This is a genomic window from Paenibacillus sp. FSL K6-2393 (assembly GCF_038002545.1).
Lineage (GTDB): Bacteria > Bacillota > Bacilli > Paenibacillales > Paenibacillaceae > Paenibacillus.
Window position 1 is genome coordinate 183,750 of the sequence record NZ_JBBOCU010000001.1, and the last position, 19,849, is coordinate 203,598.

Below are 19,849 nucleotides of genomic sequence, written 5' to 3' on the forward strand. Positions count from 1 at the left end.
ATGAGATATTCTACGTACAAAAGTATTTATGAATCCGTTTATACCAAAACTTCCGAGTCTCGCACCATGTATGTTAAAGATCAATTCATACGGCGTGTGAAGACGCCAACCTGGCTAATGAAAATCGTCACTATAACTCTAATTATAATCATAGGGTGTAGTGCTGTATTCACTGCATTTGCCGGGGATGAGCAATTGTTGTCGGGGGACCAGATCGTTGTATCTCAGGGAGATACACTGTGGGGCATTTCATTGGTACATAAACCTCAGCAGATGGACACTCGTGTGTATGTAGAAGCTATCAAGAAAGTGAACAAAATTGAGCATAACGCCATTCAGGTTGGACAAGTGTTGGTCTTGCCTGGGTTTGATCGATAAAATAATACGTGTATGAAGTCATGAACAGAGCTCTTTCTTTATTCATTGAGATGCAGTCACATACTGAATTTATTAATCATTTACATATAATGGAGCTTCATGAGGGACGATATGGTGTAGTGATTAATAAGTGGTGTGCTATATAAGTTGAACTAAAGAATATTTACACTGACACTACGATGACAGAATAACCTTCCAATCGCTGTTATCCCCTGATTTTTTGATTCCCTTTTCTTAAAGGGAAAATCCGGGGATAAAGGCGAAGCGTATGCTTCCGATGCAGCTTTCTTCCAGAAAGCTTTTAGCTTCGCTTTTTCAGGTTTTTTCTGTCCTCTCCGTTATCGTGTAAATGATTAGTTCAACTGATATAGATATATGTGCTGTAAATGGATGAAGGGAGAACTAGATGATGAAAATAAATATAAAGAAATCTGCACTTTGCATGTCTGTGCTCTGTATTTCGCTATTAGTTAGTGCCTGTGGCGCCAAGAATAATAATGAATCGGTTCAGGAGCACGCCTATCCGCAATCGAAGCAACCCGTAGAGGAAGCTGGAGAAAACTCTGTTCCGAATGCGGATGCGAAGAATAACAATGACAAAGGCATTGCCAGTGGTGATGAGGGTAATCCTACGGCTCAATCGGAATCCACTGAACCGTCTGAGCAGATTGATATCGTCATTGACCAGTCGGAGAAACCGAGTGAGGGTAACAGTTTTGATTTTGGAATTAAACAGGTTCCGAAGGGGTATACATTAACGGAGATGCGATGGACGTCTAACACGGTGACGATTGTGAATTCACTACAGGAAGCCATTGAACATGGTGGAAATGGAGAAGATGGCTTTTACTTTAGCGGCAATGGACAATTCTCCGGCTTTATCTATTCGGATGAGATGAAGGGCGAGCGGGGCAAAGCGACATTTGTCTTCACGAATGATGAGGGGAACGAAATCATGTCCGAAAAAGAAATTACGTTGAAGTAGCAGGCACATCATGAAGGCTCAGTCTGGAGCCTGTTGAACAGGAAAAGCAGCCACTTGGGCTGCTTTTTTTGACATACATGATCTAAAGATCGCTAATCTATCTGTTCTGTTGCTACATAAAGTCAAAGAAATAACGGACCACGTGGAACATAACCGGCGAGGTATAGGTCAGGCTGTCGACCCGGCTCAGGTAGCTTTTTTTGAGCGAATCGAACTTGTTGTCATCTCCAATTAACAGATCGCGCTTCAGTACAGACACCGTCAGACTGCCGAAGAATCCGGCCAGACTGATCAACACCCCGATGAACAGCGAGAATTTCCAATCAAATGGCGTCAGGTAGGGATGGATGAAATAAGACGTTGCTGTCGTCACAATGAACGCACACGCGAACCCTTCCCAGGTGACAAAAGGATTGGCGGTAGGCACCACTTTTCGTTTGCCCAGATAAAGAGAGACCAGATAATGCACCACATCATTAAGCTGTGTTAACACGACCAAGAACAGCACCAGCTTGGAGCCGTACTCCGGTGTGGCGAAAGGGAAATAGGCCAGGTGGCTCAGTCCAAACACCATCAGCATTAGTCCCCATTGTGTGGAGCTGACACTGCGCAGGAACCCGACCGTACCTTTGTTAATTAGGCGTGGCAAGGGCAGCACCAGGAACACATATAGTGGAATAAACACGATAAACATGCCATACCATCCAATGTAGATCCAGTAGAACTGAACCGGAATCGCCAGATACGCCCACAGGAACAGCCTGCGGTCGGCTTTGCGTGTACTGCGAATCATGGAGAAGTATTCTTTGAGTGAGAAGAATGCAAGCACCATGAGGGAGATCAGGGACACGATGGGGTTAAAAAGGGTAGCGAGGCAGAATATCACAAACATACCCCACCAGGTTTTGATTTTTTGGCCGATGCCTGAATAGTCTTTGCTTGGCTGAAGCTTCGCAATAATTTTGTACACGATATGTATCACAAGTAAAGCTGTGAAGATTAACGTTAGTGTAAAGAGTGAACTGCTCACGTACCGATCACCTGCTTATTCAAAGTAAGATTCCATTATAGGGTACCTATGTTATTATGAAGGAATAGTGCCAACTTGATAAGGGGAAATTTTGTTATGACAGATGAACGCTCCATCTATATCCTGCTTACGAATACAGGAACGCTGTTTACCAAGGTTATTCAGAGTTATACCCGAGCGCCATATAATCACGCATCGATCTCATTTGACCGGGAGTTAACCGAGCTATACAGCTTCGGCCGCAAGCATCCGAGCAATCCGCTGAATGGCGGGTTTGTGAAGGAAGATATACAGACAGGTACATACAGCAAGTATCCCAATACCACATGTGTCATATACAAGCTTCAGGTGACCGATCGTGAAGTGGAAAAGATGAAACGTGTGCTGCACATCTTCATCCGCAGCCGTCAGAAATATATGTACAATCTGCTCGGCGTGATTGGCATTACGCTCAAGGAACCGGTGGAGTTCAGCAACTCCTACTTTTGCTCCCAATTTGTAGCCGAGATTCTACAGCGTTCGGGAATCAAATTGTGGAATAAGCTGCCGGCGCTGGTGACACCGGATGATTTTCGCCAGAGTGAACGATTGCAACTGGTTTATGAAGGAAAGCTACGCGAGTATACGCTGGGGAATGCAGAGCAAGAGTAGGGTAGTGCGTATGCTGATGCTTGCCAAGCAAATCCAATCATGAAATAGCCTGCTGCCACGGATGACGAGGCAACAGGCTGTTTGTGTACTTCATATAGATGATGCAGAGGATCGGTCAAAATCAACCTCTTCCAGGAATTCAATCACTTCACCATTGGGGCTGTGGACAAGCGCATTTCTAACCCGAAGTGCAGGTTCGCCAAGCGATATCCAATCCGGTTCAACGTAGGCCTTGGCTCCATGGGCGAGCGCTCGCTCATAGATATCTTCTACATCATGCACGTAAAAGGCGAAATGTAACAGTGCGCCGTGCCGGACATCTTCAGGCGAGGTGGCAGGTTCACCCTCGGCGGGAATGACGGCTTTTGGGTCAAATACCTCAATACAGGTGCGCTGATCCGGAGAGATCAGCATACATGCCTCGGTAATGTGGAAGGAAGGCAAACTCCAGGAGTGACCGACCTTGAATCCCAATACTTTTGTATAAAACGCCAGAGTATCTTTATAATTTCGGGCCTGAATTGCCACATGTGCAAGTCCAATAACACTCACATTACATCGCTCCTTCTTCAGATTGTAGTTTAAATTATAGGGCTGATATCGCATTGGAACCATACAATATCAAAGGATATAATGAGATGAAATCTAACTATTTTTAGCTAATTTATCAGGATAACCTTATTAAATAAGGTCATGACTCGGAGGTCTTACAAATGGAACACATGATAGATGAGATCGATCAGCAGATTATGCGTTTGCTGCAACATCATGCACGTATCCCCGTTGCACAGATAAGCAAAGAAATTAACATGTCCCAACCTTCGGTTAAGGAAAGAATCCTGAAACTGGAGGAAAGAGGTGTGATAACGGGATATTCAACCATCTATAATCTGGCCCGGTTAAACCGTGGAACCACGACGTTTATTTTGCTCAAAACAGAGCATTGCGACGAGTTGGTCCAGTTCTGTGAACAGGCCATCGAAGTCACGGACGTTTATCGGATTAGCGGTGAGTATAACTATCTGATCAAGGTACAGACGGCGTCCATTGAAGAACTTGCCGAATTTCAGGATTCACTGGTGAAGCTGGGACCATCTAAATCCCATATCAGCATGAAAAATATTATGGAAAACCGTGTTCTCCTTTACTAAGGAACACAGGACGTCTTATTTGGCCTCTTGGCCCTCTTTTGAAAATGTAAGGAACATTAGACACGTTATTTCCCGCAATCCCTTGATAAAAACGCTGCAAACGGCTATTTATTCAGATATAACGTGTCTCAGGTTCCTTACATTTCTGAGGACGCTTCTAACCGCTCAATAAGACGTCTCAGATTCTTTAGCGCTCGGTTTCACCCTTTGCTCCAATAGTGAGTGAGAGGAAGGATTTGAATCCCGTTCGCTTGGGTTTCAGCTTTGAAAACGTACTCTAGGGTGATGATAAGGATAGTCTGTCCTTCGTGTTGTGCAAATGCACAATGAATTTCGTCCTTTCATCAATATTTATTCTCGCCTCCAGCAACTATAATGAAAGCGTGTTCAACAAGTGCATGGGGGGCAATTGACAATGGAACCATTAACAATTAGCTGGATTGGCGCGCTGGCAGGACTGGCTATTGCCATCATTTTAATTTTGAGGAAGCTGAATCCGGTCTATTCTTTATTTCTGGGTGCAATTGTAGGCGCTTTAATTGGCGGCGCTAACCTGGAAGAGACCGTAAATATACTGGTAGATGGCACACAAAGTGTCATGGGAACCGTACTCCGTGTACTGGCAGCCGGGGTGCTTGCGGGTGTGATGATGGAATCGGGAGCAGCAGAGACGATAGCGCAGGCGATTGTACGGAAATTTGGCGGCAGCAAAGCCATTCTCGCCTTGGCGCTGGCTACGATGATCATTACCGCAGTTGGTGTATTTATCCCCGTAGCCGTGCTGATTGTTGCACCGATTGCATTGTCTGTAGGTAATAAAATGGGTATATCCAAATTGGCATTGCTGCTGGCCTTATCCGGTGGAGGCAAGGCGGGAAACATTATCTCCCCGAATCCCAATACCATTGCAGCAGCGCGAGGATTCGATCTGGATCTGAGCAACGTTATGCTGGCAGGCGTAATTCCAGCCATCTGCGGTTTGATTGTAACTGTTCTTGTAGCTTCAATGCTCAAGAACAAAGGGGTTATGGTTTCTGATCAGGAAGCCGAACAGGGCAATGTAGATACATCGAAGTATCCACCACTTGGCAAAGCCATTGTTGCCCCTTTGGTTGCGATCATCCTATTGATGATTAATCCCATCGGTTCTATTGCGGGCATTGAAGCATTGTCTACTTTTAAAGTGGATGCGATGTACATTCTGCCGATTGCAGGCATCATCGGTATGCTGGCGATGGGGCAAGGCAGAAATATTGTGAAGTATACAACCGCGGGATTAAACAAAATGACCGCAACTGTGCTCATTCTGGTAGGTGCAGGCGGAATAGCAGGGCTCATCTCTGCTTCAGATCTGTCAGGTCAGGTGGTGGGTCTGATTGAAGCCTCTGGAATATCCGGTACCTTCCTCGCACCAATCGCGGGTATTTTGATGGCGGCAGCGACGGCCTCGACGTCAACAGGTGTTATTCTAGCAACGGGCTCCTTCGGTGATGCCATCCTGAACATGGGTACGGCACCGCTTGCAGCGGCAGTTATGGTGCACACGGGTGCGACTGTCATTGATTCCCTGCCACAGGGCAATTACTTCCACGTGTCGGCTGATAGCATGAAGATGACGATTCGTCAGCGGATGGGCGTGATTCCATATGAGGCAATTGTGGGTGGCACGATGGCTATCGTAGCGACGTTACTGTACGGATTTATCCTTTAATCTAACGGATGGAGTGAGAGAGATGAGAGAAACTGTAGGGACTAGAGAGAAGACATTTGTTCTGGCACCGGATTCGTTTAAAGAAAGCATGACAGCGAAAGAAGTATGTATCGCGATGGAAAAAGGATTGCGTAAAATATATCCGACCGCAGGATATATTCATGTACCCATGGCGGATGGTGGGGAAGGCACGGTGCAGTCCCTTGTGGATGCTTCCGGCGGTTCCCTTCACCAGCAAGAGGTAAGCGGACCATTGGGTCAGACAGTGACTGCCCAGTATGGCATTTTGGGTGACGGATCAACGGCGGCCATCGAGATGGCATCGGCCAGTGGCATACATCTCGTAACCAAAGAAACCCGAGATCCGCTACAGACGACAACCTATGGAACGGGAGAGTTGATTCGAGCTTGTCTGGACCTTGGCATACGCAAAATCATCATCGGCATTGGTGGCAGTGCAACTAACGATGGTGGTGCCGGCATGGCTGAAGCGCTTGGCGCGAAATTTCTGGATGAACAGGGTCAGCCGCTTGCGCGGGGTGGCGGGGCTTTGGATCAACTGACTCAGATTGATGTATCCGGTCTGGATGTGCGTTTGCAGGAAGTGGAGTTCATTGTCGCCTGTGATGTGACCAATCCGCTCTGTGGAGAGCATGGCGCATCAAGGGTGTTTGGGCCACAAAAAGGGGCTACCCCAGAGATGGTTGAGCAACTGGATGCGAACCTGTCCCATTATGCAGATGTGGTGAAACAGCAGTTGCACAAAGATATCCGTGATATGCCAGGTGCCGGAGCGGCTGGCGGGCTGGGTGCGGGACTCTTGATTTTTACACAGGCAGTGTTGCGTAAAGGCATTGAAATTGTCATTGAATACACTGAGTTGCGTGAAAAATTAATTGCTGCGGATGTCGTATTTACGGGCGAAGGCGGTATCGACTTTCAAACGAAATTTGGCAAGACCCCCTATGGCGTTGCTCGGGCAGCCAAGGAAGCGGGTAAACCTGTAATTGCCATTGCAGGTTGTGTGGGCGAAGGAATCGACACCCTGTACGGGGAAGGCATTGATGCCATATTTGGTATTGTGCCCGGGGCAGCAGATCTGGAGCGGTTATTGCAAGAAGGCCCTGAGAATGTGGAGCGTACAACTGAGAATATTGCCAGGGTGCTGAAACTGGGTCTACTATCTTAGATCAGTGACGATCGGGATCGTACGGGGAGTTACGTGATCGTATTGGAATGCAATGTAAAAAAGACGGGATACGGATATGCCTGAAATCAGGTGATCTGTGTCTCGTCTTTTGCTATTCTCGAAGCTGTTCTGACGCTATTGGTAGAACGCGAGTAGTCCATGTGTAAGTTCAATGAGTTCCAGCAAATTACGGGGATCTTTGCCCGTAAGGGTCTGTATGCGTTTGAGCCGATATTGAAGGGTATTGCGGTGAATATTGAGATGGTCTGCTGTCGTGGTCATACTGCCGTTATGTTGGATAAAACTGCGGAGTGTATCCAGCAGGTCAACTGTATCCTCAAGTTTGCTGATGATATTGGCATGAGGTGTTAGATCAGCCGCGCTGAATCGTACCAGAAAGGGTACATCCTCATACCGAATGATCGGCGAGTCTGGTTGAAGTGCCACCATAATGTTCATCACGGACCGGGCCTGTTCGTAACTGGTGGCGATATTCGCTTCTTTTTGGCTGACGGCGATGAATGCTGTGGGTGTGATCTGTCTCAAACGCTGGATTATCCGATCAACGTCTGCTTCATTCTGGATCAGAATAATCTGATCATCACCATCACCTTCAATAGAGAATGAAGGGACTTGGAGCAATATGCGGTTAACCTCCGTCTCAGCGGCCAAGGAGTTTTTGGGGAGACGGACATATAGAAGAATGGTTGGCAATTGCAGATCAATACGGTATTGCAGGGCTTCCTTTTTGACCTTTTGTGAGTATGAACCCGGCTGATTGAGCAGTCGTTCGATAAAGGCTTTTTTACGTGAAGCTTCATGAGCCATACTTTCCATTTGATTACGCTGTTCGATTAAGAGAGATACGGTAGTACGCACGATGTTGCAGAAAGGCCGAACTTCATCCGGATGACCGGATATGCCAATGACTCCGACATGCTGCTGATTGATTAGAATCGGTTCGTTGGTGCCCATCTTCTCAAGTATGCCATCCTGCCAAACCTCGATCATGCTTCCTGTTGTTAATGCGCGGACAGCGCCCTGATGAACTGTGCCCACACGTTCCTTCTGACCACTTCCAATAATAATGCCATGCTCATTCATGATGTTGATGTTGTATGGAATGTCTTGCATCATTTTATCTACGATATCCTGTGCCTGTTTTTCCGAAAGCTGCAACAACGAAGCTCCTCCCCTTCCATCTCATCGTGCTAAATGCGCATCTTCTCTGATGATGATTCCGCCCGATACCATATTGTGCATCTGTACGAAATTATAGAGGAATGGTAAGGCTTACACAAACACGACAGTTCGAATTGAAGGTGTTCATGTATCCATAGTGGTACCTTGTGTACTGTTCAAATAGTTCAGATGTGCTTTGCCCCAACCACACATGCCGTCCAATAACGCACCAATGGTCTGGCCGTGTTCGGACAAGCTGTATTCCACCTTCGGTGGAACATCCCCATAGAGCGTACGCACAATAATTCGATCCTGCTCCAGCTCGCGTAGTTGTTTCGTTAACGTGCCTTGGGCTACATCAGGAATCATGCGTCGTAGTTCACCAAATCGTTTCGTACCTTCCTTTAATAAAATAAACAAGATAAGGGGTTTCCACTTCCCATTAATGGTCTCCAGCGTTGTTAATACTCCCTGTAACCTGGGTTCTTGTAAATCCATAGTAATCACCTCGTTTTATACGACAATATGTATCTCCATCATATCGGATTTTCACGATCTCTGCTTGATTGACTCTGTGAAAAGAGGGGGGAACCGTCGTAATCTTGTACCAATAGTACGAATATTCATACTAGGTACGATGTAAATGCGTACTATTCAACGTCCTTCATTTCATGAATAATGAACACAACGTGAGCGCACATGCACATACATAACCGGAGATGAGAGGATGATCATAGATGAATCAATTTACATTGGCGAATAAACGGGTCGTTATTATCGGGGGAAGCTCGGGCATCGGACTGGCTACGGCAATTCAGGCAGCTGCCGCAGGTGCGAATGTGATAATTGCGGGGAGATCGGCGTCCAGATTGGAGGAAGCAAGGGAACAGATTACGAAGGCTGTGGGCAAGGGCGTTGCTGGAGAAACGGTGGTGGAAGTTCATGTATTGGACAATCAGGATGAACGGCAGCTCGAAGCATTTTTTGCCCGAATCGGCAGGTTCGATCATCTCTTCACGCCAGGAGCAGCCTACACTAGAGGCCCACTGACTTCGGATCGAGAGACGGCAGAGAGCTGTTTCAAAGGAAAATTCTGGCCTCAATACTTTGCGGCTAAATACGCTGCACCGTCTCTTTCGACTTCCGGCTCGATCACGTTAATGTCTGGTGGATTCAGCCAGCGACCACTGGATGGGGGTGCTTCCTACGCTGCATGTAACGGCGCAATTGAGAGTCTGGGTAAGGCACTTGCAGTGGAATTGACACCGGTTCGTGTGAATGTTGTATCCCCTGGAACCATCTGGCGGGAGGGTCAAGAAGGGACGCCGCGTGGTGATCATTTTAAAGATTATGAGAAGCTGTCTCTGCTCAAGCGGGTTGGCTACAATGAGGAAATTGCACATACCGTTACGTATCTGATGACCAATACGTTTATGACCGGCAGCACATTGTATGTGGATGGCGGGTACACCTTGATTTAAGAGTCAGAGTTATGTAGGTCCAAAAGAATACTTTTTTAAAAATAAAATGATGAAATATGACGAAAAAAGTTGAGATCTATCCTGTTTTTTTTACTACAGGGTGGATCTTTTTCCTTTTATTTACTCTTTTTGTTTAGATTCTGTTTATTGCATTGCAATACAATAGGCCTTACGTATCAGAGGGATTGAATTTATATGTAAAAAACATGAGACAGGGAGGATCAAGTAAATGAATTACAGAAAAATAATTAGTTTGATGCTCATCTTGGTGCTGGTAGCTCCATGGTTGGCACCAGCAGGGAAGGTTAGTGCAGGTGGCTCAAGCCCTGTGCCAGGCAAAAATGGATTAATTACAGTCAAGCTTACTGATGATAATAACATAGAGGTGCGTTGGGGCGCTGGTTTCTCTGACACCACTGAAACTCGTAACCTAAAATATCAGGTCTTTGTTTCTAATACTTCTAATCTGAACAACATGACAGAGATCAGGGACAATCTAGAGTATGGAGATGAGGATTGGGTGTTGGGTTCAACATCTAATGACGATACGTTCTCCAAAATATTTCAAGGTTTAGATACCAGCGAAACGCTCTATTATAATGTGATGGTTGTAGATCAAGATGATATGGAAGCCTCCTATCAGATGAAATCATTCAATCCGAATACACAGCTGAGTCCGTTGGAGCAATTCAACGATGTTAAAGAGAGAAAAGTTTTGGATAATTACACCGATTTTATACCAGAAGTAATGGAGCTGTTTAGTAACAAAGACTTCTTAGCTGATCCCGATTTTGAATCGTTGTCTGAGGATGAGCAATATGAGATTGCAGAGTACATGTTAAAGGAGTCAAGCCCACCAGCATCTAGTAGATATGAGAGTAAGGAACAAGTCCAATATGTAGTGCAATTAGCCTTGCAAGCTCGGAATCTTCCTCGAGAAATTGGTGGACTTGACTCCAGAGAAGTCCTTGATGCATTTTTTAATAAACAAGCAGAGCGACTACAGCTACAATTTCATAACCAGGAAGAAGATAATGAGTACTATGAACGTATCCACTATTATCTTGATTCCTCTGAAATTGAAAGACGTATGGCAGCTTTCAGATATGAGGGTAAACTCACCAGAAATCTTGATATTTCACAAATACTCGATTATACAAAATCTGCATTGGAAGACACCCCTTTTATTAACAAGGTAACAACAGTAGAAGAGATGGTGAACAAGTTAATAAATATGTTAGAAATTCAAGAAGATATTGAATCGTATAATTCCAAAGAAGAAAACCAAGAAAAACCACTTGGAAAATTCCCTTTGGATGTTAGCAAATTGAATGATCTTACTTCCGAAGAACAAGAAGAATTAGCAGAACATATGCTTAGTGAAAGACCGGTTAATGGGTATGCAAGTTTTGAAGAAATCCAGACTGCATATAATAAATTTTTCCCTGATGATAACGAAAGCGATCCATTGACTGTCTTAAATACTGCAAAAACTAATGGTAATATAGCGGCTATGCGTTTAGCTATGGAAGATCCTGATCTGGGTATTACTTTACCCAATGGATACGGTGCCTTGTCTTTGCAGGTTAGAGATTTCCTTGCAGGATTCCTGATTGAATATGTAAATAAAGATTACAAAAATAAAGAACAGGTCCAATATATGATTGAACTTGGTGTATTGGCACAATCTGTTTGGGAGCAGAGGGAACTCAGTGTTCTTAGGAATAAGCTGGATCTGCTCGCTCAGCAATTAGTAAATGGACCTAATCACTTTAATGACCAACAGACATATGTGTTACGCAGCCTTGGACAACAACATTTGGAACGTAGCAAAGTAGATAAAGGTGTACTGGCATTCAATTACTTGCATCAAGTAGCCTTTGAAAGGTTAGAAGGAGAGTCTAAGGGGGATATTGTTAATCCTGATATTGTGCTGGACCTCTTATCTATGCCTATCGATTCATTTGAGCAAGCTACCTCTATACCGCGAATGGATCAATGGCTTGATAAAGCAATGAAAGATCAGATTAAAGGTGAAGCATTCTTCAGCAAATACAAATTTAATCTTAGAGGCGCTCTTGATTTATCCAAAAGAGCAGAACTCAGTCCTGAAGGCCAGAAGGAATTGGCTGAATGGGTCCTAAATGAACAAGAAAGCTATGAGGATGTTGGGAATCTACAAAATGGATTTAACCGATTCTTTACCGCTCCTAATGTGAAGGGGAATGACATCAATAACACCCTAACGGGCTTGGACAACACGATGGAGATTTCCTTCGACGATAAGTTGCACTGGATTGATGTTGCCTTCATTCAAAAAATGGACCTTAGCGGCAACAAAACGGTATGGGTTCGTTACAAAGCAATCAGCGATGAACTGCCAGGCCGCGCTGTGAAGTTTGTCTTTACACAGAATGGTGATAGCAGCACAGATAATGGCAATACGCCAACACCTAACCCGGGTGGAAACACAGGCGGTGGATCGTCCACGACTACACCAGTAACGTCTACACCTGCACCAACAACGAAACAAGAGCAGATCGTGGTTGACGTTAATGGAGCTAACGGCACCAACCTGACCAAAACACCGATTACCCGTACAACTGAAACCAGCGGCATGATTAAAGATCTGGTGAAGATGACCGAAGCGATTGCCAAGGAATCGGTGGAAAAAGCGAAGCAATTGAACATGAATACCGCACGCATTGTCATCCCAGATACCAAAGATTCCGTGTCCGAGACACGTATTGAACTGCCTAGGGCAGCGGTAAAAGAATTGAATGATGGTTCGCTGAAACTTGAAATCTCCACTGAAAATGTAGTGATTTCCGTTCCGACGAATTCCATCGCTGGATTCGATCAAGACTTGTACTTCCGCGTTGTACCTTTGAAAAAGGAATCCGAGCGTAAGGAAGTCGAAGAGCGTGCGAAGAAAGAGCAATTGATTCAACAGATTGCTCCAAACACGAATGTGCGTGTACTGGCTCGCCCAGTAGAGATCGAAACGAATATGCAGAGCCGCGAAGTGACGTTGACTTTGCCACTGCGTGATAGTCTGCCAACCGATCCGGCTGCTCGTCAGCAAGCATTGGACAACCTGGCGATCTATATCGAACACAGTGACGGCACAAAAGAATTGATTCAAGGCAAATTGGTGAAACTCGCGGATAACAGCGAAGGCATCGAATTTACCGTAACCAGATTCAGTACGTTCACCCTCGTTGTTGTGGATGGACTGAAAGCTTCGCAAGGTACACACCAACCGTATATCCAAGGTTTTGGTGCAGATTTCCGTCCAGATGCATTCGTAACACGTGCACAGATGGCAGCTATGCTGGCTCGCAATCTTCCAACTGAAGCGGCAGCAGGTTCCGCGAATAGCGTGAGTTACAAGGATGTATCTGCGACACACTGGGCAACAAGTGAGATTCAAAAAGCACAATCCGCTGGCGTCATGAACGGCATGAGCAACACTCAATTTGCACCGGAAGGTTCGATCACCCGTGCGCAGATGGCAACGATTGCGTATCGGTGGATGCAGCAACAAGCGAGTGCAACAACCGTGAATGGTCCAGCAGTTTCCTTCACAGATGTATCCGCAGACCTGTGGGCAGCAGATGCGATTGCATACGTGCAATCCGCTGGCCTGATGGTTGGTTACAACGATGGTACATTCAAACCGAATGCCGAGTTGACACGTGCTGAAGCGGTGAAAGTGTTGAACGTATTGTTCAACCGGACACCACTCACTGGCGCAGCTACGCCAACGTTCAGTGATGTACCAGCAACACACTGGGCATATGCAGATATTGAAGCTGCAGCGCAGTAATAATATCAAAGTAGATAAAGAAGGCCATCCTTGGGGGTGGCCTTTTGCAGTTTAACGAACTTGAATACAATCCAATGAATGTATTAGACAGAAACTTTGCTGTAACGAGTCCTAAAGATTAACATACTCACTCACTTTCGTTTTTGCATTCCTCGTAAAATTCTACATGCTGAGAAGAAATGCATGGGTCTATAGATTAAAATAATTACAGAAAAATGCAAGAAAAGATGAATTTCATAGGGGGATTGTTGAAAAATCACGAAAAAAATACGGAATTTTAATGTTTTTTCGCGATTTTACGCCAATTGTTCAGAATCCGTTCAGACCAAAGTACTAGAATGAAAAGTATAAATGATTCGAGCTGGGAGGCTCAAGGAGGAAATAATGAAAACATATGCGAGGAAAATAATCAGTGCGGTACTGGTGTTGCTGATGTTAATCCAAGTTGTCGCTGTAGTACCTGTTCAAGCGAATCCGATGACACCTTTGGAGAAGTTAAATTATGCAATCAGCGAGGGATCTGTTAGCGAAATACAGGAGGTACTGGAAGGGAACCTGATTGTGACTTTGCCACTTGGTTACTCTGGGTTGTCTATACAAGAGAAAGAAGCGATAGCGAGATTGGTGGCTACTTTGCCAAAAGGGGAAGCGTATTCTAGTGAGGAACAATTAGAATATACTTTTAACTTGGCATATCAAGGCATGATTTTAATCAGTAATACGGACTTGTTTGCTATACAATTGCAAATGGATCTGGTCTACAGTCTGTTGAGCCAGTCTAAAAACTACTTCACCAATGACACCACAGAAATGATGTATAAATCGGGTGTGAAGTATGAAGAAATGAGCGGTGTTGATCGACAAATAATTTCTCATTTTATCCAAATGACCTTAATTGCATTTCATGGTAGTGAGGGATCAACTGAGTTAGACAACGCATTTTTCCAAGTAATATTTGGGATAACCGGGTATCCTGAAATCAATAAAGCAAAAGTCGAGGAATTGATGTTAGAGACGTTGAACTTTAACCAGTTCTTTAAAGGGTCCATTGATGAGTTTATTGATGATAACCCTGAATCTGGTGCAGTAGCCTATCCATTGGATTTTGATAAATTGAAATCTATTCAGGAAGACTCGGAACAAATGACAGAACTGGCTAATTGGATGATTGAAAAGATGCCGCAAGGTGGCTTTGCTTCAATAGAAGATATCCAAAAAAGTTTCGATCAGTTCTTTAATTCGGCAGCACCGTTAGTAACCGTAGATGATGATGTCAATGTCATTGTTGGTGCGGATGATACTATGGAATACACTCAGAATAATGGCGAGAATTGGTTTGATTACAGCACCACTAACCCACCCGAATTCAAAGGGAATAAAACGGTATGGGTTCGTGTTAAAGCAAACGAAAGTAATGCCGCAAGTCTCTATGAGATTTTAATCTTTACAGAGAATAAAGAAACAGACCCGCTTGAATCATTGAATCTAGCTAAGAGTAATGAAGATGTAGAAGGTGTCCTTAGCGAAATTCAAGATTCCGCGTTAGGACTCGAACTGCCTGTAGATTTCAGTGATTGGAGCAACGATGAGAAAGAATCTGTAGCTGTATTTGTCACTTTAATGAATGGGGCAAAAGGATATGTGAGTAAAGGACAAGTGCAATATGTACTTGATATGGCTGTAGAACCACGAAACCTCTTTAATAAACCTGCACTGACTGATGTTGAGGAGAATATCAATGCTTATTTTTCCAAATTATTAAATTTACCTGAAGTTTTTAGCATAAACCTCGACCCAAGTATTCAATCACTATATAAAGTAGGGAAAACGTATGAAAATTTGTCTGTTGTAGATAAACAAATTTTTGCATACCGCATGAAATTTTACTCAATGCGTGATGAAATTCCTTCATATCAGAACAGAGATCAACTTTCTACGTCGTTATCTACTTACAATGCAATCAATGATGTAACTAATCAAACCAAGATGTATAATGCTTTGGTACGTCTACGTTTAGTACAGAAGGAATCAACACAGTATAACAATCTCCCTAGTACTATCAAATATATGGTAGAGTTTCCGCTTAACATGGACAAAGTGGATAGCATAGATTATGCGACATATAGAAAACTTGCCCAATGGATGATTGATAAGCGTCCAGTTGGTGGTTATGAAAACTATAAAAACATCCAAAAAACTTTTGATCAGTTCTTTAATCCAGCAGATCCTTTGAGAGTTATCAACGAAGCGAGAGCTACGAAGAATACTGATGCTATACTCGGGGCAATTACTCAACCGGAATGGTTGGATCTTCCGGCTGGCTTTGACATTCTCCAACCTGAGGAGAAGAAAGCCATAGCTAATGTGGTAATGACCTTTTTACCGATTGACTATGCCTACGATCTTAAGAAACAAGTGCAATATGCTGTAGAAATTGGGTATAAAGGCATCCAGACGATCAAACAAACAGACAAGATTCTTTTCCAACAGCATTTGAATGAGTTCTATTCCCTTTTTGTTGAGTCAACAGAGTACTTTGAATATCCAGGGATGGAAATGTTTAAAGAGTTAGGTCAAAAATATTTAAATGCATCCAATGTGGATAAAGAGTTGCTTGCTTATACTGCAAAACGTCTGTTTCAGGGTTCGGATCTTTCAATTGAACAGGTATACGGTGCTTCATTAATGTTAGTCATGAATTATTCCTACATTAATGATGCTATAGACGTTAGCGAGATGAAGAAAGCCATGCTGATGCTATACAGCTTCCAGCAATCTACTGAGATGATGGAGCCTTTCGAACCATTCCTACTTAAGTTGAATGCTATGAAGGATCTAGTAGAAGATGATACTCGAATGGGAAAACTGGCTCAATGGATGCTTGATCGCAAGTCTGCTAACGGATATAGCAGTATTAGCGAAGTGCAGACAGCATTCGATCGTTTCTTCGACCAAATCATTATTATTACGCCTACACCTACACCATCAAATGGCGGTGGAGGTACAGGATCTACACCAGTAACGTCTACACCTGGACCAACAACGAAACAAGAGCAGATCGTGGTTGACGTTAATGGAGCGAACGGCACGAACCTAACCAAGACACCGATTACCCGTACCACGGAAACGAATGGCATCATTAAAGATTTGGTGAAAATGACCGAAGCAATTGCCAAGGAATCGGTGGAAAAAGCGAAGCAATTGAACATGAACACTGCACGCATTGTTATTCCAGACACCAAAGATTCTGTGTCCGAGACACGTATTGAACTGCCTAAGGCAGCCGTGAAAGAATTGAATGATGGTTCGCTGAAACTCGAAATTTCCACTGAAAATGCAGTGATTTCCGTTCCGACGAATTCCATCGCTGGATTTGATCAAGATTTGTACTTCCGCGTAGTTCCACTGAAAAAAGAATCGGAGCGCAAAGAAGTCGAAGAGCGTGCGAAGAAAGAGCAGTTGATTCAACAGATTGCTCCGAATGCGAATGTGCGCGTACTGGCTCGTCCGGTAGAGATCGAGACAAATATGCAGAGCCGCGAAGTGACGTTGACATTGCCACTGCGTGATAGTCTGCCGACCGATCCGGTTGCTCGTCAGCAGGCTTTGGATAACCTGGCGATCTACATCGAGCACAGTGACGGCACAAAAGAATTGATTCAAGGCAAACTGGTGCAACTCGTGGATAACAGCGAAGGCATTGAGTTCACCGTAACAAAATTCAGTACATTCACCCTCGTTGTGGTGGACGGGCTGAAAGTTTCACAAAGTAAACATCAGCCGTACATCCAAGGTTTCGGTGCAGATTTCCGTCCGGATGCATTCGTAACACGTGCACAGATGGCAGCTATGCTGGCTCGCAATCTTCCAACTGAAGCGGCAGCAGGTTCCGCGAATAGCGTGAGTTACAAGGATGTATCTGCGACACACTGGGCAACAAGTGAGATTCAAAAAGCACAATCCGCTGGTATCATGAACGGCATGAGCAACACTCAATTTGCACCGGAAGGTTCGATTACTCGTGCCCAGATGGCGGCAATTGCGTATCGCTGGATGCAGCAACAAGCGAGTGCAACAACCGTGAATGGTCCAGCAGTTTCCTTCACAGACGTATCCACAGACCTGTGGGCAGCAGATGCGATTGCATACGTGCAATCCGCTGGCCTGATGGTTGGTTACAACGATGGTACATTCAAACCGAATGCCGAGTTGACACGTGCTGAAGCGGTGAAAGTGTTGAACGTATTGTTCAACCGCACACCACTAACTGGCGCGGCTACGCCAACGTTCAGTGATGTACCAGCAACGCACTGGGCATATGCTGATATCGAAGCTGCAGCGCAAAAGTAATATTTTTAAAAGAAAAAAGGGGCCATTAACGCAGTTGCATATGGAAAAGAGAACCCCTAATGATGGATAGGATATGACAATACAATAGATAGAATAAAAAAAGAGCTGTTCCAAAAGCCATACATTGGCTAGGAACAGCTCCTTTTTGCGCTTTAGTGTGACTCAACAATGGTACGTCAGATCGTCTAGGTTCGTTAGCGCTTGGGTCACCCATTAGTGATTCTGTTTACGCAGTTGTACTACTCTTTATCGGGCGTGTGTGCAGCATTCTCGTAAAACTTACCGTCCCGCAACTGATTCACGAACCCTTGTAACCAGACGTAATATTGCTCTGCGTGTTGGAGTTTGTGCAGATCACGCAGTGCATCATCTCGATCTTCAGAAGAGGTATGCTCCGAAAGAATCATTGCGGACAGGTCGGGAATGACCTCACGAATGCCTTCTAACATGACATCTACTTCCCGTTGGAGCTTGGCCCCAAAGAAATTCTGGAATGTACGATAAAAGTCGGTCTCTGCCAGATACTGATCCTGGCGGTCCTTCTTCTCCTCCAGTTTGTAGATCATCTGTGACTCTGTAAGTGAACGAACCGCATAGCTCATGTTGCTTTTGCTCATATTCATCAAGGTCTTCATCTCTTCAAGTGTCATCGGTCGATCTTCAAAATACATGATGCCATATAATTTGCCAAATGTATGATTCACCCCATACAGATCCATCGTATTGGCGATGGCCTCAATGACTCTCTCCCTTAGCGCATGCCGATCAGGTAACGAAGAATGATTCGGGTTCCCGGCGGTTTCTTTTCCCACAATGTCACCTCTGGTTTATGATAGCGTTCCCACTAGCTGCCTCATATTTTACATGACTTGCTCCAATTTTAACATAAGCCGGAATTAGAATTTTCAATACGAGTGTACAATTAATTTTGTACAGAAGAAATATAAAGTCGATTATACTCAAAAATTCCCAATAATTAAAGAAAAATTGGACAGTAAGGAGTGGGGGATTTGCGTTTAAAACTATGGAGGGAGTCTGAGGCGGTCCTATTCACGCTGCCAGCTCTAATCCCATTGCTGATCTTCTGGCTGGGACCTCTGGGATATATCGTTTATCTCAGTTTCACCGACTGGGACTTCATGAGCCCGGACAAGTTGTTTGTTGGGTTGGACAATTACAGTTATCTGCTGACAAACTCTGAATTCTATCGATCACTGAAAGTCACCTTGTTATTCGGACTTGGAAGTGTAATCCCAACCATTGTGGGCGGATTGGCGCTTGCGATGCTCATGAATAGCAAAATCAAATCATCCGGCATCTTCCGGACATTACTCTTCTCACCTTGGGTCACCCCGACAGTTGCGGTGTCCATTGCGTGGTCCTGGATCTTCGAGCCCGAAGTGGGACTCGCTAATCTTATGCTGGGCTGGGTTGGCGTATCTCCGATCGGCTGGTTGCGTGACGCGGACTGGGCGTTGGTTGCCGTTCTGATCGTCACGCTCTGGAAGTCGATAGGATGGGCGATGGTATTTTATCTCGTTGCGTTACGAAATCTGCCTTCCGATCTGCTCGAAGCAGCTTCAATCGATGGGGCAAACGGTTGGGACAAGTTCAGAAGTATTACATTGCCACTGATCTCACCAACGACATTTTTTCTCTCGATTATTCTTACCATCCAGTCCTTGCAAGCCTATGACCAGATCAATGTCATGACACAGGGTGGACCGGCGGGATCAACGAGAACGTTGCTGTATATGTATTACCAGTCTGCATTCGAATCCTTTAATGTAGGTGAAGCTTCGTCCATCGCCGTTGTGATCATTCTGATCTGCGTGTTGCTGTCGGGAGTATCCTTCCTGCTTGGCAGACGTCTGGTGCACTACTAATGACAATGACATTGCCCAACAAAAAG

General features: G+C 44.7%; 15 protein-coding genes. 10 read left to right on the forward strand and 5 right to left on the reverse strand.

Annotated elements, in window-relative coordinates:
• The gene (locus MHI14_RS00805; protein ID WP_165980323.1) at positions 1 to 378 is read left to right on the forward strand and encodes a LysM peptidoglycan-binding domain-containing protein; all 378 of its coding nucleotides are present in this window, start codon (positions 1 to 3) and stop codon (positions 376 to 378) included.
• 409 nt (positions 379 to 787) lie between these two features.
• A complete protein-coding gene (locus MHI14_RS00810) occupies positions 788 to 1,363 on the forward strand; it encodes a hypothetical protein (RefSeq protein ID WP_091035511.1) in 576 nt (191 codons plus the stop codon).
• Between the two features lie 112 nt (positions 1,364 to 1,475).
• Here MHI14_RS00810 and MHI14_RS00815 read toward each other — a convergent pair whose 3' ends face one another.
• Positions 1,476 to 2,393 carry a phosphatidate cytidylyltransferase gene (locus MHI14_RS00815; protein WP_076213755.1) on the reverse strand — a complete coding sequence of 306 codons (918 nt, stop codon included), beginning with the start codon at positions 2,391 to 2,393 and terminating at the stop codon, positions 1,476 to 1,478.
• Between the two features lie 96 nt (positions 2,394 to 2,489).
• Here MHI14_RS00815 and MHI14_RS00820 point away from each other — a divergent pair, with 96 nt between their 5' ends.
• Positions 2,490 to 3,044, forward strand: coding sequence for a hypothetical protein (locus tag MHI14_RS00820; RefSeq protein ID WP_133386325.1), 555 nt, complete (start codon positions 2,490 to 2,492; stop codon positions 3,042 to 3,044).
• A 90-nt stretch (positions 3,045 to 3,134) separates the two neighbouring features.
• Here the strand turns inward: MHI14_RS00820 and MHI14_RS00825 are convergent, their stop codons facing one another.
• Positions 3,135 to 3,596, reverse strand: a complete 462-nt coding sequence (locus MHI14_RS00825) for a VOC family protein (RefSeq protein ID WP_091035516.1) — start codon at positions 3,594 to 3,596, stop codon at positions 3,135 to 3,137.
• Between the two features lie 161 nt (positions 3,597 to 3,757).
• Here MHI14_RS00825 and MHI14_RS00830 point away from each other — a divergent pair, with 161 nt between their 5' ends.
• The 3 genes from MHI14_RS00830 to MHI14_RS00840 all read left to right on the forward strand — a co-directional run bounded on the left by MHI14_RS00830 (position 3,758) and on the right by MHI14_RS00840 (position 7,095).
• Complete coding sequence (locus MHI14_RS00830) at positions 3,758 to 4,195, forward strand: Lrp/AsnC family transcriptional regulator (protein ID WP_133386324.1); 438 nt, start codon at positions 3,758 to 3,760, stop codon at positions 4,193 to 4,195.
• 415 nt (positions 4,196 to 4,610) lie between these two features.
• The gene (locus MHI14_RS00835) at positions 4,611 to 5,906 is read left to right on the forward strand and encodes a GntP family permease (RefSeq protein WP_133386323.1); all 1,296 of its coding nucleotides are present in this window, start codon (positions 4,611 to 4,613) and stop codon (positions 5,904 to 5,906) included.
• 22 nt (positions 5,907 to 5,928) lie between these two features.
• Positions 5,929 to 7,095: a glycerate kinase gene (locus tag MHI14_RS00840; protein ID WP_091035525.1), complete on the forward strand. Its 1,167-nt coding sequence runs from the start codon at positions 5,929 to 5,931 to the stop codon at positions 7,093 to 7,095.
• 135 nt (positions 7,096 to 7,230) lie between these two features.
• Here the strand turns inward: MHI14_RS00840 and MHI14_RS00845 are convergent, their stop codons facing one another.
• Both MHI14_RS00845 and MHI14_RS00850 read right to left on the reverse strand, forming a co-directional pair.
• On the reverse strand, positions 7,231 to 8,277 hold the full coding sequence (locus MHI14_RS00845) for a CdaR family transcriptional regulator (protein WP_091035528.1): 1,047 nt from the start codon (positions 8,275 to 8,277) through the stop codon (positions 7,231 to 7,233).
• Positions 8,278 to 8,421: 144 nt separating this feature from the next.
• Positions 8,422 to 8,775: a winged helix-turn-helix transcriptional regulator gene (locus MHI14_RS00850; RefSeq protein WP_133386322.1), complete on the reverse strand. Its 354-nt coding sequence runs from the start codon at positions 8,773 to 8,775 to the stop codon at positions 8,422 to 8,424.
• Between the two features lie 239 nt (positions 8,776 to 9,014).
• Here MHI14_RS00850 and MHI14_RS00855 point away from each other — a divergent pair, with 239 nt between their 5' ends.
• The 3 genes from MHI14_RS00855 to MHI14_RS00865 all read left to right on the forward strand — a co-directional run bounded on the left by MHI14_RS00855 (position 9,015) and on the right by MHI14_RS00865 (position 17,937).
• The gene (locus tag MHI14_RS00855; protein WP_341129705.1) at positions 9,015 to 9,758 is read left to right on the forward strand and encodes an SDR family oxidoreductase; all 744 of its coding nucleotides are present in this window, start codon (positions 9,015 to 9,017) and stop codon (positions 9,756 to 9,758) included.
• A gap of 229 nt (positions 9,759 to 9,987) precedes the next feature.
• Complete coding sequence (locus tag MHI14_RS00860; protein ID WP_341129706.1) at positions 9,988 to 13,587, forward strand: S-layer homology domain-containing protein; 3,600 nt, start codon at positions 9,988 to 9,990, stop codon at positions 13,585 to 13,587.
• 384 nt (positions 13,588 to 13,971) lie between these two features.
• Positions 13,972 to 17,937, forward strand: a complete 3,966-nt coding sequence (locus MHI14_RS00865; RefSeq protein ID WP_341129707.1) for a DUF4073 domain-containing protein — start codon at positions 13,972 to 13,974, stop codon at positions 17,935 to 17,937.
• A 239-nt stretch (positions 17,938 to 18,176) separates the two neighbouring features.
• On the opposite strand, the gene MHI14_RS00870 is transcribed toward MHI14_RS00865, so the two are convergent.
• Positions 18,177 to 18,749: a GbsR/MarR family transcriptional regulator gene (locus MHI14_RS00870; RefSeq protein WP_341129708.1), complete on the reverse strand. Its 573-nt coding sequence runs from the start codon at positions 18,747 to 18,749 to the stop codon at positions 18,177 to 18,179.
• A 198-nt stretch (positions 18,750 to 18,947) separates the two neighbouring features.
• On the opposite strand from MHI14_RS00870, the gene MHI14_RS00875 reads away from it, so the two are divergent.
• The gene (locus MHI14_RS00875) at positions 18,948 to 19,823 is read left to right on the forward strand and encodes a carbohydrate ABC transporter permease (RefSeq protein ID WP_036671737.1); all 876 of its coding nucleotides are present in this window, start codon (positions 18,948 to 18,950) and stop codon (positions 19,821 to 19,823) included.
• Positions 19,824 to 19,849 lie beyond the last annotated feature (26 nt).

What these genes read in the sequence shown, in the direction of transcription:
- MHI14_RS00805 (WP_165980323.1), top strand. Translation starts at nt 1, where the DNA reads ATGAGATATTCTACGTACAAAAGTATTTATGAATCCGTTTATACCAAA.
- MHI14_RS00810 (WP_091035511.1), top strand. Translation starts at nt 788, where the DNA reads ATGAAAATAAATATAAAGAAATCTGCACTTTGCATGTCTGTGCTCTGT.
- MHI14_RS00820 (WP_133386325.1), top strand. Translation starts at nt 2,490, where the DNA reads ATGACAGATGAACGCTCCATCTATATCCTGCTTACGAATACAGGAACG.
- MHI14_RS00830 (WP_133386324.1), top strand. Translation starts at nt 3,758, where the DNA reads ATGGAACACATGATAGATGAGATCGATCAGCAGATTATGCGTTTGCTG.
- MHI14_RS00835 (WP_133386323.1), top strand. Translation starts at nt 4,611, where the DNA reads ATGGAACCATTAACAATTAGCTGGATTGGCGCGCTGGCAGGACTGGCT.
- MHI14_RS00840 (WP_091035525.1), top strand. Translation starts at nt 5,929, where the DNA reads ATGAGAGAAACTGTAGGGACTAGAGAGAAGACATTTGTTCTGGCACCG.
- MHI14_RS00850 (WP_133386322.1), bottom strand. Translation starts at nt 8,775, where the DNA reads ATGGATTTACAAGAACCCAGGTTACAGGGAGTATTAACAACGCTGGAG.
- MHI14_RS00855 (WP_341129705.1), top strand. Translation starts at nt 9,015, where the DNA reads ATGAATCAATTTACATTGGCGAATAAACGGGTCGTTATTATCGGGGGA.
- MHI14_RS00860 (WP_341129706.1), top strand. Translation starts at nt 9,988, where the DNA reads ATGAATTACAGAAAAATAATTAGTTTGATGCTCATCTTGGTGCTGGTA.
- MHI14_RS00865 (WP_341129707.1), top strand. Translation starts at nt 13,972, where the DNA reads ATGAAAACATATGCGAGGAAAATAATCAGTGCGGTACTGGTGTTGCTG.